Source organism: Psychrobacter sp. CX10, from assembly GCF_057621575.2.
This window is the reverse complement of sequence record NZ_CM177736.1, coordinates 1,594,160-1,611,899: the sequence shown is the minus strand read 5'-3', so window position 1 is coordinate 1,611,899 and position 17,740 is coordinate 1,594,160. Positions and strand designations below refer to the sequence as shown.

At 34.2% G+C, this 17,740-nt stretch carries 16 protein-coding genes and 1 pseudogene; 6 read left to right on the top strand and 11 right to left on the bottom strand.

Features of this window, described 5'->3' with window-relative positions; translation table 11 throughout:
• The first annotated feature begins 92 nt into the window (after window positions 1-92).
• The gene (locus AC21OH_RS06550; protein ID WP_486534942.1) at window positions 93-458 is read left to right on the top strand and encodes a hypothetical protein; all 366 of its coding nucleotides are present in this window, start codon (window positions 93-95) and stop codon (window positions 456-458) included.
• A 341-nt stretch (window positions 459-799) separates the two neighbouring features.
• Window positions 800-1,576 carry a hypothetical protein gene (locus AC21OH_RS06545; protein ID WP_487370669.1) on the top strand — a complete coding sequence of 259 codons (777 nt, stop codon included), beginning with the start codon at window positions 800-802 and terminating at the stop codon, window positions 1,574-1,576.
• A 220-nt stretch (window positions 1,577-1,796) separates the two neighbouring features.
• Here AC21OH_RS06545 and mnmA read toward each other — a convergent pair whose 3' ends face one another.
• Entirely contained in the window at window positions 1,797-2,981 is a 1,185-nt protein-coding gene (mnmA, locus tag AC21OH_RS06540) for a tRNA 2-thiouridine(34) synthase MnmA (protein WP_487370687.1), read from the bottom strand.
• Window positions 2,982-3,107: 126 nt separating this feature from the next.
• Between mnmA and ispF the strand changes: the two genes are divergently transcribed.
• From ispF to galE, 4 genes are all read left to right on the top strand, one after another.
• On the top strand, window positions 3,108-3,626 hold the full coding sequence (gene ispF / locus AC21OH_RS06535; RefSeq protein ID WP_487370670.1) for a 2-C-methyl-D-erythritol 2,4-cyclodiphosphate synthase: 519 nt from the start codon (window positions 3,108-3,110) through the stop codon (window positions 3,624-3,626).
• Window positions 3,627-3,839: 213 nt separating this feature from the next.
• Window positions 3,840-4,178, top strand: coding sequence for a Grx4 family monothiol glutaredoxin (gene grxD / locus AC21OH_RS06530; RefSeq protein WP_487370671.1), 339 nt, complete (start codon window positions 3,840-3,842; stop codon window positions 4,176-4,178).
• Between the two features lie 406 nt (window positions 4,179-4,584).
• Window positions 4,585-5,076, top strand: coding sequence for a hypothetical protein (locus AC21OH_RS06525; protein WP_487370672.1), 492 nt, complete (start codon window positions 4,585-4,587; stop codon window positions 5,074-5,076).
• A gap of 204 nt (window positions 5,077-5,280) precedes the next feature.
• Window positions 5,281-6,348: a UDP-glucose 4-epimerase GalE gene (galE, locus tag AC21OH_RS06520; RefSeq protein WP_487370673.1), complete on the top strand. Its 1,068-nt coding sequence runs from the start codon at window positions 5,281-5,283 to the stop codon at window positions 6,346-6,348.
• 92 nt (window positions 6,349-6,440) lie between these two features.
• On the opposite strand, the gene AC21OH_RS06515 is transcribed toward galE, so the two are convergent.
• From AC21OH_RS06515 to AC21OH_RS06470, 10 genes and pseudogenes are all read right to left on the bottom strand, one after another.
• Entirely contained in the window at window positions 6,441-7,937 is a 1,497-nt protein-coding gene (locus AC21OH_RS06515) for a capsule assembly Wzi family protein (RefSeq protein WP_487370674.1), read from the bottom strand.
• Between the two features lie 84 nt (window positions 7,938-8,021).
• A pseudogene (locus AC21OH_RS06510) lies at window positions 8,022-8,771 on the bottom strand (exopolysaccharide biosynthesis polyprenyl glycosylphosphotransferase).
• 584 nt (window positions 8,772-9,355) lie between these two features.
• On the bottom strand, window positions 9,356-9,799 hold the full coding sequence (locus tag AC21OH_RS06505; protein ID WP_487370676.1) for a glycosyltransferase family protein: 444 nt from the start codon (window positions 9,797-9,799) through the stop codon (window positions 9,356-9,358).
• 371 nt (window positions 9,800-10,170) lie between these two features.
• Window positions 10,171-10,656, bottom strand: a complete 486-nt coding sequence (locus tag AC21OH_RS06500) for a beta-1,6-N-acetylglucosaminyltransferase (protein WP_491140414.1) — start codon at window positions 10,654-10,656, stop codon at window positions 10,171-10,173.
• 182 nt (window positions 10,657-10,838) lie between these two features.
• Window positions 10,839-11,606 (bottom strand): glycosyltransferase family 2 protein, encoded by a 768-nt coding sequence (locus AC21OH_RS06495; RefSeq protein ID WP_487370677.1) that lies wholly within the window; start codon window positions 11,604-11,606, stop codon window positions 10,839-10,841.
• Between the two features lie 115 nt (window positions 11,607-11,721).
• Complete coding sequence (locus AC21OH_RS06490) at window positions 11,722-12,888, bottom strand: nucleotide sugar dehydrogenase (protein WP_487370678.1); 1,167 nt, start codon at window positions 12,886-12,888, stop codon at window positions 11,722-11,724.
• A gap of 357 nt (window positions 12,889-13,245) precedes the next feature.
• Window positions 13,246-14,283, bottom strand: coding sequence for a glycosyltransferase family 4 protein (locus AC21OH_RS06485; protein ID WP_487370680.1), 1,038 nt, complete (start codon window positions 14,281-14,283; stop codon window positions 13,246-13,248).
• Window positions 14,284-14,327: 44 nt separating this feature from the next.
• Complete coding sequence (locus AC21OH_RS06480) at window positions 14,328-15,281, bottom strand: glycosyltransferase family 2 protein (RefSeq protein WP_491139398.1); 954 nt, start codon at window positions 15,279-15,281, stop codon at window positions 14,328-14,330.
• Window positions 15,282-15,523: 242 nt separating this feature from the next.
• The gene (locus AC21OH_RS06475) at window positions 15,524-16,702 is read right to left on the bottom strand and encodes an EpsG family protein (protein WP_487371209.1); all 1,179 of its coding nucleotides are present in this window, start codon (window positions 16,700-16,702) and stop codon (window positions 15,524-15,526) included.
• A 77-nt stretch (window positions 16,703-16,779) separates the two neighbouring features.
• Complete coding sequence (locus AC21OH_RS06470) at window positions 16,780-17,658, bottom strand: glycosyltransferase (RefSeq protein ID WP_487371210.1); 879 nt, start codon at window positions 17,656-17,658, stop codon at window positions 16,780-16,782.
• Window positions 17,659-17,740: the final 82 nt, after the last annotated feature.

Sequence of the window (17,740 nt, the reverse complement as noted above, 5' to 3'; positions counted from 1 at the left end):
TTACAATGTAATTTAGTTTCAATGTAATTTAATTTTAATGTGATTTAATTTTAATGTGATTTAATTTTAATGTGAGTAAGGAAAGCTTAAAGGTGATTAAAAAATTAGTTGGGCTAAGTGTGTTAAGTGCATCTGCATTTTTGGTAGGCTGTGGTGGAGACTCTGATAGTAGTGGCAGTCCTAGTAATTATAACTACGAAAACCCAAGATTTGCTATGCTTGATACTTGTAAGGTAGAAGATGACGTTATCTATATTGGTACTTACTTTGGCAGTACTTATACTCAAGGTAAATGTAAGTTTCAAACCCCTCAATTAAATAATGGCGAAGTGTTTTCGCTTGATTGCTTGGGCAGAGATTTGATAGATGTTGAAACGTATGATGACGCTGATATCGACTCAGTCACAAATGATATTGCAACCTTTGAAAAATATGCATATGTTTGCGTAGATAATTGATATTAAGATTTATTGATTATCTAATACCTTAATATATGTTGCTATAATATATAAATGTATAGACTTAGCCATACCAAGTCATTTTTATTCAATATAAAAATGGCTTTTATTTTTTTCCTTCATTCATCAAATAAAACACCCTCATAAGGTTGCAGTGCATATAGGTATTAATTGTTAAAAGCTAACAACTTATTAATAGTTCAACTAACACTTAGGTTCAACTAACACTTAGGTTTAACTAACGCATAGGTTTTAATAACATCGTCATGTCATCAAAAGTCCTTCCCATTGTATTTATAATCACCGCGTTTATATGCGGTAGTCTTATAACATTCTTGTGGATGTCAAAAAATCAAATCGATAGCGGCGCAACTAATTCAGCTGCATCTAAGTTAATTGATAACACAACGGATATAACTCATTCTAATCATAATGGTCTACCCAACGAGTCTACTTTATCTATAGATGATTCAGTTAATACAGACAGCCCTAATGCTAAAGACGCTATAAATACATCTCAGCTTAGTGATACTCAATTAAGTAAAAATGACTATACCTATGAGCAAGCAATAGAACTCATCGATACCATGCCCAATGTGGTTTTAGATAAGTATGTTGATAGATTTGTAGCGGGCTCAGCAGATACGCTTATAACGGATAAGAGACAGTTTGCCAAACGCGCTGTCGAAGAGCTGTATCAATCTAATGACAATCAACCTCTAGCAGGCGAGATTAAGCTGTCCTTGAATAATATTAAGCCTATGCAGTCTATGGACACTTCAACACTTAATAAATTTGATAAAATATATGCACATTTGTCCGTAACCAGTGAGACATTCACTAATCCTAACGTGTTTGTTAAATGGGTGAATAATCAAACTGGTGAAATATTATTGTTTGAGAAAAAACAGATATTACCGAATAGCAATGACAATTGGGTGGGTGTGATACCTAAGGCGGGGTGGCAAGTAGGAAGTTACGATATTAAATTTTATCAATTTAATTCAGAGCTTAAGCCCATTGCTCAATATACTTATGATGTCCATAATGTGAATGAGGAAGGGGATAGAAGTCAGACCATAACTCAGTCGACTGCGGTGATGAAGGGTTCTAACTAATAGATAATAATGGACGCATATCTATAAACTAGGCTACTAAAATATGATTAATACTCTAGAGTCCTAGCTTTTTATTATATAGAAATATATTAGCCAAACCTAAAGCAATTTAATATACGTTAATAACTGGTTAAATAAATAACGAGTTTATTTGATAACTGGTTTATATAATAAAAAGTTGATTTTAGTAGCTAAACACGTTAGTAGCATTAAAAAATAGTTAGACGGTCATCGACTCAATCACGCCGCCTCCTAAACATACCTCACCAACATAAAATACCGCCGATTGTCCTGGAGTGACGGCACGCTGCGGCTCATCAAAAATAACATTAACTTTGCTCGCGTCATATTTATTAGCAAATACGGTACAGCTTTGATCCAGCTGACGATAACGGGTTTTTGCCATACATTTTAAACCGCTTTCACTAAAAATCGCTTCGGGAGCACTACGTTCAACCCAGTCAAGTTTATAAGCCGTTAAACGTTGACTCAGTAGCATGGGATGATCATGACCTTGGCCGACGATTAGCTCATTGTTATCTAAGTCTTTTTGTAATACAAACCAAGGCTCTTCAGGTCGGTCTTTAACCCCGCCAATACCAATACCACCGCGTTGACCTAATGTATAATACATAAGCCCGTCATGCTGACCGATGGTCACCCCATCATCAGTGACAATATTACCGGGTTTGGCTGGCAGGTATTGCTGTAAAAAATCTTTAAAACGGCGCTCACCAATAAAGCAAATTCCGGTTGAGTCTTTTTTCTTAGCCGTAGCTAGGTCATACTCTTCAGCAATTCTACGCACTTCAGGCTTTTCTAATTCGCCCACAGGAAATAATGTTTTGGCAATCTTATCGCCACCTACTGCATGTAAAAAGTAGCTTTGGTCTTTATTGTTATCCAGTCCCCGAAGTAGTCTGGCAACCTCGATTGTATTGCCATCAGAGTCTGTACGACGATAGTTAATACTACGGCGAGTATAGTGACCGGTAGCAATATAATCAGCACCCAGTCCAAATTTCGGATCAGAGGCATACTCTAAAAAGGCTTTAAACTTAACTTCTTTATTACACAGTATGTCTGGATTCGGGGTACGGCCAGCTTGATATTCTGCTAAAAAGTGCTCGAACACACGATCCCAATATTCCATCGCAAAATTAGCGGTATGCAGCTTAATACCTATCTTATCGCAGACGGCTTGAGCATCGGCTAAGTCATCCATTGCGGTGCAGTATTCAGTACCGTCATCTTCTTCCCAATTTTTCATAAACAACCCTTCCACCAAAAAGCCTGCTTGCTGAAGTAATACAGCTGAAACCGAAGAATCTACGCCACCAGACATACCGACGATCACTTTGGTATGCTCTGGGTTAGGTACATCACTTAAGCGTAATGCAGGCAAATCGTAAGGGTTATTATCTAGAGATGTAGGTGTAGACGTGTTAAAGTCAGAGAAGTTGTCCGATGTCGTCATATTTTGAAAAACTATGCTAAAATTTGGCTAAATTATAACACTGATAGGCAAATAATGATAAGAATAGGACAAGGTATTGACGTCCATGCTTTCTATGATAAGTCAGTAGAGCGTGAGAGTAACAACACTGATAGTAAGCAGTTTGTAACTTTGGCAGGGGTTCAGATTGAACACAGCCACAGTTTAAAAGCGCATTCCGATGGGGATGTGGTATTGCATGCACTGGCAGATGCATTATTAGGTGCATTGGCACTAGGCGATATCGGGCAACATTTCCCTGATACCGATTCGGCTCACGCAGGCTTGGATTCACGTATTTTACTGCGTCATGTCTATAGCTTAGTACAACAAAAAGGCTATCGTTTAGTTAACGCTGACATTACGGTAGCTTGTGAACGTCCTAAGCTTGCCCCACATAATTTAGCCATGCGTACCAATATTGCTGAAGATTTAGAAACTGATATTGAAAGCATTAGTGTCAAAGCGACCACGACTGAAAAGTTGGGTTTTACAGGGCGCAAAGAAGGTATATTATGTAGTGCTGTTGTTTTAATTTCTACTTATAACTTATAAGAGTATGTTGATATATTATCTTCAAAACTTAAGTGTATAGCTATAACGATAACTGAGAATATAAAATGGTTGTATTATCTAACAGTTATCCCCATTAATATTATAAATATTTGGGTTGAACCATATCTTATAAACCTATTATGCCTATTCAAACTAACTGATTTCTTCTCATAAACTTAATTGTTAATACATTCAAACCAATAAGGAAAAGCTATGACCGATCAAGCTCAAGATGTTGAAACCATGATCCGTAATCAAATTAAAGATAACCCTGTTCTACTTTATATGAAAGGCTCACCTCAGTTTCCACAATGTGGCTTTTCTGCGAAAGCGATAGAAGTGTTAACCCAAATTGGACGTCCTTTTGCTTTTGTTAACATTTTAGAAAACCCAGAAATCCGTGCAACCTTGCCTAAAGTTGCAAATTGGCCAACTTTCCCACAACTATGGATTAACGGTGAGCTCATGGGTGGATCGGATATTATTTTAGAAATGTATCAATCTGGCGAATTAAAGCCATTAGTTGAAGAGCATAGCCCAGCGGGTGAGTAACCTATATTAGTGCATAGTATTAGTAAATATTAATGGTTAATAGTTTGCTAACTTATCATAGGAAGTATCTATACTACATGGCTTATGAGACCTCAGATTATATCTGGGGTCTTTTATTTTCCTTAACTCTTCAGATCGAACAGTAAGATTAGCACTTATGGCATATATGACTTTATAAATAAGTATTTGACACCATATAAGGTTTATACATTCAAAAATATTCGATGCACACTGAGTCACTGAACCATACTTTATAGACTGAACTTATATACCAAATTTTTATATAGACTAGTTTAGAAAATTAACACCTCAATTAATTAATTAATGCGCGTTAACTTCTAAACTAGAGCATTAAACGGTTTGTTCAATACAGTTTAGCCAGTTTAAGTAATGATAGGATTAAGATATGACGACTGAAAAACAGTTAGAACAAAAGAAAGAGCTATTAAAACAACAATCAGAAAAAATTAAGACCATCGCAAATAATGAAGCTCATTCGTCTTTAAAGTGCATTCATTTATTGAGTGTGGCTGGCGGGGCAACTCGAGAGACGTACAGAGCTATTGAGCAACGTGTCATGCAAGATCAGGATGTACAAGGTGCGTATCATTTGGCTCTTCTTGCACAATCGACACCAGATTTACCAGTAGACGCTCGCCAGCTAATTGAGATGGTGGTCGAAAAAGGGGAGAGTAGTCTGCTGCTTTCGCTACTACAGAAATTACCCGTACCTCCAGTAGAAATGATTGCTCAGCGCATACAACATCTTGGCGAGGATGAGATCATCGATGAAATGATGGCTTATCTGGAGACTAATCCAGATGCTATTGGCAGTCAAAGCCTACTAGGAAGTGGGCAACACGAACGTATTGTGCCATTGAGTCAGGGTCAGGGGTAATGTGTTTCAAAAGATTTTCTGATTTCAGACGACTTGTGCCCATAACCGTATATGATTATTTAAGTTAATTTACATTGCTATCTGAATGTTAGAATATAAGTATGCAGTTAATAATGGTAGTATAATTTAAGTTTATTTATTATTAATAAATTATTAATGCTTATATTCTAATTCTTAATTATCTATAAAGGTTGCGTAATTAAAATGAGTGCCAATAATCTAAAAAAAGTCAATCAACGTTATAAAATTTTAGTTACAGGTGGGGTTGGCTATATTGGATCACATACTTGTATTGAGCTGATAGCAGCGGGCTATGATGTGGTGGTATATGACAACTTGTCAAATAGCAATATTAAAGCGTTAAGACGTACTGAGCAAATAACCGGTAAGGAGATTCCCTTTATTGAAGGCGATGTTCTGGATAAAGCATTGCTTAATGAAGTATTTGATCAGCATGATTTTTTTGGTGTGATCCATTTTGCAGGACTTAAAGCGGTGGGTGAGTCAGTTGCAAAGCCTTTACTGTATTATAAAAATAACGTCAGTGGCACGATAAACTTACTTGAGGTAATGAAAGAACATAATGTCAAAAGCGTTGTGTTCTCTTCATCGGCAACGGTCTATGGAGACCCTGAAACTTTACCTATTCCTGAGACAGCGCCACGATCTTGTACTAATCCTTATGGTCAATCAAAGCTTACGGTAGAGTATATCCTCCAAGATTTAGCGAAAGCCGATCCAAGTTGGAATATTGCGTGTTTACGCTATTTTAATCCAGTGGGTGCGCACAGTTCAGGTTTAATTGGTGAAGACCCCAGTGGTATTCCCAATAATTTAATGCCTTACATTAGCCAAGTTGCCGTTGGTAAGCTTAAACAGTTAAGCGTGTTTGGTAGTGATTACGATACGGTTGATGGTACTGGTGTGCGTGATTTTATTCATGTGGTAGATTTAGCGCGTGGTCATGTGTCAGCATTAGACTATATCAAGCAACATGTCACTGGTTCAGCTTCAGGGATAGGATTTGAACCTATTAACTTAGGTACCGGTAATGGTAGTTCGGTATTGCAATTGGTCAAGGCGTTTGAGATAGTAACTGATAAAAGTGTTCCTTATCAATTAACTATTAGACGTCCAGGAGATATTGCGGCTTGTTACGCCAGTGCTGATAAAGCAAAACAACTACTAGATTGGCAAGCCGAATTAACCATTGAAGATATGTGTAAAGACACTTGGCATTGGCAGAGTAAAAATCCAGCCGGATATAAATAATTCTGTGTAAATAGTTTTTATTTAAATAGCTTTAAACCGTTAATGGTTTAAAGCTTTAATTTTATTTATAGATTGTATATATAGTCAACAATTTAGAAGTTAGTAAATTCTATCCCAATTCCCGCGCCAACTTCAGTTGATTCAATTTCAGAATCAGAAGCCCAGACTCGACTAGAGATTAACGTTTTCGGATTTAACTGATGCTCCCAAGCAACATCAACTACTTTTAATTTGTCAGATAAAGGAAACGCTCTATTATTATCATGAGAACGACTGCCTTCAACTCCTGATTGATTAACTTTAGCGTATTGCATCTTTGCATTCACAAAGTTTTTATTATCTACCCATAGTTTGCCACCTACGGCAATGCTTTCAGAGTCTCCACCTAAAGCATAGCCTAAAGGATAGCCATATTGGTAATAACCGTCAGTATATTTACCGTGGTTATATGAAATACCTTTTACGTCACCACTAGTGCGTGTATCTGTCCATTCTGTATAAATTTGATACGGCATAGAACCCATATTGGAGGTTTCAATACTAGATGCAAAGTCTGCACCTGCTAAATACATATTCTTTGCAGGTAAACCACCCGCTTCATCCTCACCCACATACTGACCATATAAGCTGACTGGAAGAGAGGTAAGAGGGGCTAAATTAACACGAGCATCAAACCCACCTAGCTGATTGGCAGGATCATCGTTAGGATCATCACTATATGTATTATCTCTAGTGCCTAATAATGCATCCCAAAATGAACTAAAATTTTCTGGACGACCTTCACCACCCCATTGAAAAGAACGAGAAGCTCCTAACTCTAACCACTCAAGCGGCTGCGCTGTAAGACGCATACCAATAAGCTTGGTGTCAGGTACTGCTGCGTAATCTCTAAGTTGACCTGCAAACAATTGATACTGCCAAGGTCCAATCCATTCTAGATACTTATAAGTAGGTGCGGTTTGAACATCACGCTGCATCGTAACACCTATGACAGGCTTGGTTGCATCCCCTCGTATTAGGCTACCATCGTGGCCTGGTCCCCACCAAGTAGGAATTTGACCAGCAACTAACCATTGGTTGGCATATTTACCAGCTAAATAAGAGCCTTCAAAACTATAATCATCATTATCGATATCATCGTCTTTGATATGCGCTTGAATGTTAAATTCCCAATCTTTTTCACTTAACCCAGCTTGCGCGCTTAATTCAACGTTTGCCAATTTATCGTCTGCGAAGGTTTGTGGTAATTGTTGCCTATCGGTTTGCGCATAAGCTGATACCGTAGTGTTCACTAAAGAGGGGGGCTTTTTGTTTAAAGTATAGCGTATAGACTGAACGACTTGTTTTTGAACAGGTGTACGAATAGTTGCAAGAGCCAACGCACGGTCAATTTCATTACTGGTTAATGGCCAAGTGCTGGTACTGATCTGAATAACACCTTGAGAATTAAGCCAATCAAGTTCTGACTTTAAGCTCATATCGTTCATTTGCAGATTTTGAGCGATAGCAATTGATCCAATTAAACTTGTACTTATTGCTAGAACAGCAAGGTTGATTAATTTTGAATTATTTGGGTTTAAGGTTAGCATAGTAGATACTCAATCACGTCAAATAGATAGTGTACCCTAGCAAGTAGGGGTTCAATTTTGTTATTTTGTACAATAGCATTAGGCCTAACGAGCTCCAAATCCTGTCAGCATAGTATGTATCGTTTTAAAGAATATTAATAAGTCTAAAGAGAATGAAAAGTGTTTTATATAATAAAAATCATGTTCGACTTTAACTTTAGTCTCATCTTCATTGGCTGCATAACCATGCGTTACTTATGCCCAGCCTGTAATACCAGGCTTTACAATATGCCGATAGTTATAAAATGGAATTGACTCATCGAACTCATCTACGAATACTTTTTGTTCGGGTCTTGGACCGATGAGACTCATATCTCCTTTAATAATATTCCAAAACTGCGGTAGTTCATCAATACGAGTTTTACGTATAAACTTTCCTATACGAGTTACACGCATATCCCCTTCGGTAGCCATTTTAGCTCCATCTTTTTCAGAGTCTTTAGACATACTTCGGAACTTATAAATTGTGAACTCCTTACCGCCAAGCCCAACTCTTTTCTGGACAAATAAAATAGGACCAGGGCTTTCAATTTTAATTAGGATTGCAGTAATCAACATTATTAAAAGTGTTATAGGGAGGCTCAATACAATTAAGGCAACTTCAATAAATCTTTTAAGAATAACATAGTTTTGAGGAGGCAATAATGAGCCCAAATCATTTTCGTACAAATGGTTTATTTTAACCCTACCTGTCATAGACTCACGGATATTACGGTGATGATAAACAGGTGTACCTTGGAGAGTCTGATTAGCAATAAATCTTTCCCATTCGTGAGTTAAGTCATCACTATGCAAGTCAGTAACTATAGCATTTACAGGTGTATCTAGTTTCGGGTAGTTTAAAGAGAGCCATTTGACTGTAGGTAACTCATTAGGCAGGTTTTTTGCTCTACCAACAGGTATAAAGGCAAAAAGATACTTTTCTTTATTTTGGTTTATTATATCTACAAAGAATAGGTAACTGATAAGTATTGCTGCACTCAAACAGTAGAACGTCAACGAGTACTCAAACATAAATAACTTAGTAGAAATAAGTATAAGGATAAACCAAGAGAGTAGTATGGGAATGATGTATGTGCTAGATGAGATACCTGGGAAGCGACGGATGCTATGTAAGGTTAGAATAGTCAGTAATACCAAAGAGCTACTTATAACAAAGTCATAAGTATTAACTTGAAAAATATACTTACCTATTACGTCCCAACCTGAAACAATATAAGGAATTAATGTACATAGTAATAGACCAAGAGCTAATTGGACAGGTAGGAACCGCATTTTATTACCTTTTTATTATTCAAGAAGCATATATTCCTGATTAAAAACTGTTTTACGCAATTATGTTAGCTTAGTATAGAGTTATTATACTAAATTATTTTATATTAATACGATTTATAGTTCCTTACTTTTAAGTACAGCTTAGTTAAGAAGCTGCTTGGTAGCAATCTTGGAGCTGAACGAGCTATATAATAAAAAAATGCTTTCGGTGTAGATTGGTAATTTAAATTCCTTTTTAATTTAAATAATTGCCATTCACTTTCAATATATGTTTTACCTCTCCTTCTTTTAACCATTTCTTCACCAGCACGAACTATAACTAACGTGTCTTTAAGATTGGCACTTTCATAACCTGCAGCTAGAACTCGCAACCAAAGATTATAATCTTCCATATATATGTGATGTTGGTAACCGCCCACGGATTCTATAACTGATTTTTTGTAGGCTATAGCCATATGATTAAAGGGATTTCTAGTTTTTGAAAATCTTAAAATTTCGTTATGAGTTAATGGAACACATATCGTACTTGTCACATTCTCTACGGACACATTAAACTCTTATAATATAGTTGTAAATTTTGAGCAGAATCTAAGATACTTATCATACTGGAGCTGGCAATGTTTAGATCAGTACTTGAATATAAAAGATTGCATAAACTCTGGACTTGCATCTGGGTGAACTTTTCTAGCAATAAAACAATTACTATTAGCTATTTTAGTCTTATCAGTTTCTGTCAGAACCCGAGGGTACTCTGGTCCAGATTGCCAGTCTATATATCGCAAAGAGGCTATAGGATATTTAGGATCGCTAAATAGCTTAATGTATGGTTGGGTTTTTATAATAGTATGGAATATAACTTCATCGCAACAAAAAGAGTTATTAAAAATTTTTAGAAACCAATCATTATCATTTATATATTTTAAATAGTTTCTTTGGTTAAACCTAACCAATTGGTTCCTTTATATAGTTTTGGCATCCTATACTTATTTTTTTTAAGAAGCTTGTTTTGTAAAAATAAATCTCTACTGAATAAAAATACTTTCTTTCTTAACTTGGTCATTAACTTATGATTTCTCTTATAAAATATTTGGGGGTATATATACTTAACTCTTTCTAAAATTTTTTTCTCAGTTATATTTTTATCAAACGCTACAAAATTATAGCCAATGTTTTTTGATAGCATTTGTTTAAGTTGAGAATCCTGCTTCAAGGGTATGTCGTCACCGGATAACAAAAATAAATAATCGTAGGAGTACTCAAGAGATTGTTTCATAAGCTCTAAAACAGATTGTATTTGAGATGATGACGCCCATTGAACTTCAACTCTATTATCAGTGAAATATACGTTATCACCTTTTAGGTGTTTAAAGTCTTTTAAATTAGACTTTCTATAACTATCGCCAATCTTATTAAATTTTTTTAATATCCTGGGCTATGTTTGAGTTTTTAACAGTTATTAAGTTTTTTCAAAAATTAGCTTATGTTAAAAATGATTGGTGCCTTTCGAACCATCTATGAGAGTGAAATAGTTAAACCTATAGTATTTTATAACTATCAAATAGGTATATTGAACTTCTTAAAGTTTAATCATTTTTTTAAACGTTTGATAAGACCATTAGTAGCATAAAAACAATAATTTGTTAAACGAGTCTTTAAAGGCATTTCTCGGACCGAAAGATAGAGTTTAAAGGTATTCCAGGCAGCAGCTAACTTGTTTCCACTTATTTGGCCCTTTCTTACCCTATAGAAAACTAATATTTCATCCAAACCATGCGATATATGACCTTTACCCAAAAGGGTTAACCATAGCTTAGCATCTTGACGAGTACGCATTTCATTAAAGGAAAATTCGCCTACTATATCTTTATTTATTAAGACAGTAGAAGTACCAATTTCAGTTTTTCTCATAAAAGAATTTAAGTCTATCGTGCGGGATACATCCACTCGTCCTAGAATTTGTTTTCCACTTTCCCCTATGAATGAGTAGCTAGTGTGGACTATAGGACTCTGATTTTTCTTCATAAAGGCTAGTTGCTTTTCAAGCTTAGTAGGTAACCAAATATCATCAGCATCTAGAAAGGCGATCAAGACACCTTTTGCATTGCTCAAGCCTGCATTTCTTGTAATACCTGCTCCAGAGTTAGTCGTGTTTTTTAAAATCTTTATCCTTGGTAAGGATGAGTACTTACTATATATATACTCATAAGTACCATCTGTAGAGCAGTCGTCGATAATAATCAACTCCCAGTTATCATATGTTTGAGTTAGAACAGAAGAAATAGTCTCATCTACAAATTTTATAGCATTATAAACTGGCATGATTATGGAAACTATAGGGGTGTCTTTATTAGGCATTTAAAAGTTAGTCCTTATATCACGTACAAATCTCATACTATTAGGTATATATTAGCTTATCCAAATATAGTTGGTTTAACATACTCTTAAATGTTTAATTTATCGCGATAAATAGTTAATCATTACCAAATAAGTCCCTAGTATAAACCTTTGTTAAAACATCATCTAAATCTTGTGACATACGGTTAGCTAAAATAACATCTGATTTTAACTTGAAAGTACTTAAGTCTTTAATAACTTTTGAACCGAAAAAATCGTTTTCAGTAAGTGTAGGTTCATATACGACCACTTCTACACCTCTTGCTTTTAATCGTTTCATTACACCTTGCATAGCACTTGCTCTGAAATTATCTGACCCTGATTTCATGACCAAACGATAGACTCCTACAACAGAAGGCTTGTGTCTTAATATAGATTCTGCAATAAAGTCTTTTCGGGTACGGTTTGCTTCTACTATAGCCTGGATAAGATTATTAGGTACTTGTTGATAATTTGCTAATAGCTGCTTAGTGTCTTTAGGAAGACAATAACCACCATATCCGAAGGAAGGGTTATTATAATGACTACCGATACGAGGATCTAGACCCACACCTTCAATAATCTGTTTACTATTAAGACCAAATGACTCGGCATAGCTGTCCAGCTCATTGAAATAGGCAACACGCATAGCTAAGTAAGTATTTGAGAATAGCTTTACAGCCTCTGCTTCAGTGCTATTTATAAGTAAAACAGGAACGTCTTTTTTAATGGCACCTTTAAGCAATAGATCTGCAAATTTTTGAGCTCTATTTGATTTCTCACCTACAATAATGCGTGAAGGATGTAAATTATCGTATAAAGCTTTACCTTCGCGCAAGAACTCAGGTGAAAAAATGATATTTTCAGTCTCAAATCGATTTTTAGCTTCTTCAGTATAACCAACAGGAACTGTAGATTTAATAATAATCAAGGCTTGTGGGTTGATAGATATAACAGACTTAATCACAGTATCTACGCTTGATGTATTAAAGAAGTTAGTTTCAGGATCATAATCAGTTGGAGTTGCTACAACTACGTAGTCAGCATTTCTATAGGCATCATCGGCGTCTAAGGAAGCTTTAAAATTTAAATTTTTGGTTTTTAAAAAACTCTGTATCTCTTTGTCTTCTATAGGTGATTCAGCTTGATTTAGCATATCAACCTTTTTAGGAATGATATCTACGGCTACGACTTCATTATGCTGAGCAAAAAGCATCGCATTTGAAAGACCTACATACCCTGTTCCAGCAACGGCTATTTTCATTTTATACCTATTAACATTTACTAAAAGCAACTGTATCTGCTAGTGATGATTTATCATTTAACGTAAGTTCTAATACCTATATAAACTGATTAGCAAGTTTATATATATCACATTCTTTCTCTTCTAGTTATCTCGCGGACTTAGGTGCTTGAACAGTATCGAAAACTTCAAGAATCAGTCTAAACGTACAATAAGAGAATACACTAGAATAGATTATAAAAATATCCACCTATTTTAAAAGAGTGAGAGTTTAGATTTATATATAGCACACTGTCAAATCAACTTAAAACTGATATAGAATGGCGTGATATTTAAACCCTATCTACTACAGCCCAAACATTAAAAATAAGTAAGTTTCTATTTCTTTATTGTTAATGCATCAGTTAAGATTTCTAACCCCTTATCCGATGAGAATTCATAGCTATACTCAAAAGCATTTTTTTTCATTGTTTTTAGTAAGGACTCATCGTTCGCTAGAATTTGAACTTTGTTACTTAGCTGTAATAAATCATAGTCAATTATATAACCTGTATGTGAGTCTTTAATAAACTCTGGTATTTGTTTCCATTTAGTAGCAATTACAGGTAATGCACACAAGTATGCGTCTATAATGGTTCCAGGAAAACCTTCACCTTCATAGAATGTAGGTAGTACAAGGATATCATAAGAAGTAAGGCTGTTATAAATTTGAGAAGGGTCTAAGACCCCCCTATATGAAACATTTGATGAATAGAGTTTAATAAGTCTATTAAACTCTAAGCTATCCTTATTATCTATAGGACCGAAAAAATCGATTTTGATTGATTTTTGGTAATCATCAGGATTGGCTAAGTAGTCTTCAATTAATTCGAATAATAGATAAATACCTTTTTCTTTGATAATCCGTGCCATAAATACTATTCTAAAGGTTTCTTTATCTACCTTATAGCTATCTAAAGAGTAGTTTGGAGTCAGGCGGAAGTTAGGAATAATATCAACATTATCGAACCCTATAATATTTAATTTATCTTTTAGAAACTGGGTCTCTACTAGTATGGATTTAATATTTTTCAGCATTCTAGTGTAAATACCAGGTTTGTCTTTAAGGTAGTCATATAACCAACCACCAACTACTACATATACAATATTTATATTTTTAACAGAGCTAATTAAAAATAGGATAGGAAAAAAATAAGTTAAATTATTTTTTCCGCCTACAAATATGATGTTCTTTACCTTTAGGCACTTTCTAAATAGTAGAAATAGTTCTAATTTATTATACTTTAAACTTTCTGTGTCAAAGTAGTCTAGGGTATGGTCTTCGTTTAAAATGTTATAAATATTTCTTGTTTTAATGGTCTGGCCATCAATTTGGTTGCTTTTATATCCGAAATATCCTAGCACTAATATATTCATAAAAACTCTTTATTTAAATTAAAAGTAATTTAATATTTAAAATATCACTTTTTAGTTCGAACATGATCATATATAACGTAAAGTAAACAATAGACCTTTGGTTTTATTAGAAAGTAGTTTGTTTTTTTATCAAGAAGACTCTGATCAATAGAGGGTTGGTCGAGGCTAATTAGAGACTGGATAGTTCTTTGATACTTATTTATATGCTTAAAAGCTTCTTTTAACCCAAACCTTCTACAACTAGAGATACATAGTAAAAAGTAAGTATGAATACAGACGAGAGCGTAATAAGGAATATAGGTTTCCTTAAATAACATTAAATATTTATTAAAAATAAATTCTAAGCTTTCAATAGTTTTTTTATTATTTTTATCATTAAAAGACTTAGTAATCCCATAGTCATTGGTACGGTACCAGTAAAGAGGCACGTTGATATGAAAGATTTTTTTGGAAGCTAGGTATAGCTGAGGAGTTAAATCAAGATCCTCATAAAGTATATTAGGAGTGAATTTATGATTTAGGAATAGGCTGCTTTTATATACTCTAGCAGGGCTATACCATTTTGATAAGCTAAATACGCTATCTAAGGTTCCGCAACTAGTAGTTATTTCTCTACCACTTGATGTAATTACATCAAAATCAACAATATCATATTTATTATCGTTGAGTCGGGCTAGTATGTTATCAAAATAACCATCTATCAACTTGTCGTCTGAATCAAGAAAGCCGATATAATCACTATCTGATGACTTTATTCCTGTATTTCTAGCGCCACTAAGTCCTTGGTTTTCCTGATCAATGAACTTAAACTGGTTTACGATGCTGAAACTATAATTTTCAACAATTCGTCTTGCAATTTCCATAGAGTTATCTGGACTACCATCATTGACGCATATAACCTCAACATCTGTAGGTAATTGAATTAAAACGCTTTCAAGACACTCCTGAATGTAGTCTTCTACTTTATAGATAGGGATTATAATAGCTAGCTTATACATTTAAGTTTACCGTATTCTTGACTCAAATAAATTGATAGGAGTATTAAAAAAGGTTTCTCATTCTCCGCTTAGGGTAGGTAATTATCAAACATTGGCTTTTCAATTTTCATCAATGAAGGCACTAATCGCGTAAAGTTTTAATTCTTAGATGAATATACTACGCTGGTTATTTATACTAATATCCTTTTAAAATTAGTATAACCTCTTAAAAGCTGTTAAGTTTTATTATCATACTATAGAGACTATAAGCCGAATAATATGAACAATAGAGGTTTAATTAATGCATCTGGAAAGCTAGAAATGACGAAATCTGGATATCGTATAAAAATTGTTGAAAGCGACAATAGTATTAATGATCCAGTATAAATATAAAGTGTTATTTTTTTTCGTCCAGAATTCCTATGTTCTAAAGACATATAAACTGTAAAAATAAATAAGAAAAAAGCTCCCATCCGATTGAACAGAGTTGCATAAGAATAAAAGAAACCTAAATATATAGACATTAAGGCTAGAAGAAGATATAAGGGGTCATTAGTCTTTGGTTTTTGATAAAGTAAGTATAACTGAGCTATATAAATAGGAAGCCTAGGAAGTATAACAGTAATAATCAATCCATTGAGTGTTCTAGACTCAATGAATGAGCCTCCAACCTCGCTATTTTCATCAAAGTATGTACCAGAGTAGAAGCTAAACCTCATTAAAATATTAGATAGATAATCTATGCCTATACTAATTATCTTAGTTGATACTGTTAGAAACAGCCCTATTATAATTAAAATCTTTGATTTATTTGACCACCAAGAAAACCTGTAGGCCGTAAATGTCAATATAGCGGGAGCTATAGCAAAAGGATGTATAAAAAATGCAAAAAGAGACCCTAGTATAAACAATAAGTTTTTATTAAAGAAAATTAGCTTGTAACCAAGATAGAATATAATAATATTCGCGAAGGGGTTTCTCAAGCCACTTAATAGTCCAATATAACTTATTGAAAGCCAGAAAGTTAAAAAAACTATAATAATATATGAAGAATGAGAGTTTTGTAAAAACCTATTTTTAAGATTATTGTAAACTGAAAAAACAAGACAATATGAGGTAAATACAATACTAGCAGGAAAAAGCTGTTTTGGCATGCCTAAGTAATTTATTAGCCATGCATAAGTATCAAATAGGTAATAACCCGGACCTGACGTCTTGATGACACTATCTAATGGTAAGTTCCCAATCTTGTCTATACGATCATAATGACGAGCTAAGTCATAAATTTCAGGAGGTACTAGGGTGAAGGCTAAAGTTCCAAAGGCTAAAGCAATACAAAACACGGCTAAATTGCTATTATTCTTTTTTATGCTTAGATACATAGCAAAAGGTAATGCTATTACAGGTTGTATTAATGATACAATAAGAACTAAGTAATGCATTGACCGCTCTCAGTATAAATATTTTTAAGCAAAATCTGTATTTCATAGATGAAAAATAAAGAACTATATTAGATCTATCAACTCACTATATTTTTGTAAAGCATGAATACAGTCCTTTTAATATTGCTTTTATTAGGTGAATAAAGTAAACCTAGTATAATAGAGCTAATATCTGGTTTGTTATTAGTGTATGGAGTAAGTTGTAGAGAAAGGACCTTTTTTTTAACTAAGCTTAGGTTGTGCTTTTTACATATATACTCGTAAGACTTTACAACAGAGTCTATTTTACCAGTAGTAATTCTTTCATGTAGGTGACTCATATCAACAAGGTAAGAATATTCGTTATTACAGTATGCTTTAGCGTTATAATAACTAAGTAATCTGTACCAACATTCAAGATCCTGCCATGCTTGCAAGTTTTCGTCGAAACCCCCTATTGCTTTTAAAAATTGTGTTTTAGTAAAAATTTGATTACCTATTCGATTTGATGATAACAAATCATACTTATTGCAGACCTTAGCCTTACGATCTATTTTAGCTCTATCATTATTTCTTTTTACCAAAGTATTTGAGTATATAGCAATACAGTCATCGCTAGATTTTTTCCAAAATTCTAAGAAGGTTGAAATTCGGTTAGGTAGAAAATAGTCATCATCATCTAGTCCTGTTATAAATTCACCATGGGCTGTAAAAATAGCTTTATTACGACTGACACATGCTCCAGAGTTTTTCTCATTAATAAAATATCGAACGCGTGAATCTTTAATAGCAATATTTGATAGATATTCATGAGTGTCGTCAGATGAACCATCATCGACTACTATTAACTCAATGTTTTTATAATCCTGATTCAAAACTGAGTCTACAGCGCGTTGTAGTAACGTTACCCTATTATATGTAGGCATATAAACAGTTACTAGAGGTAATTCATTGACATTAATTTGCTTGCTTAGCATAGTTTAACACTCAAATAGTTTCATCGTATGTCGTAATCTAACCCCTATAGGCTAGGTTTTTATAAATAATAAAATATAATCA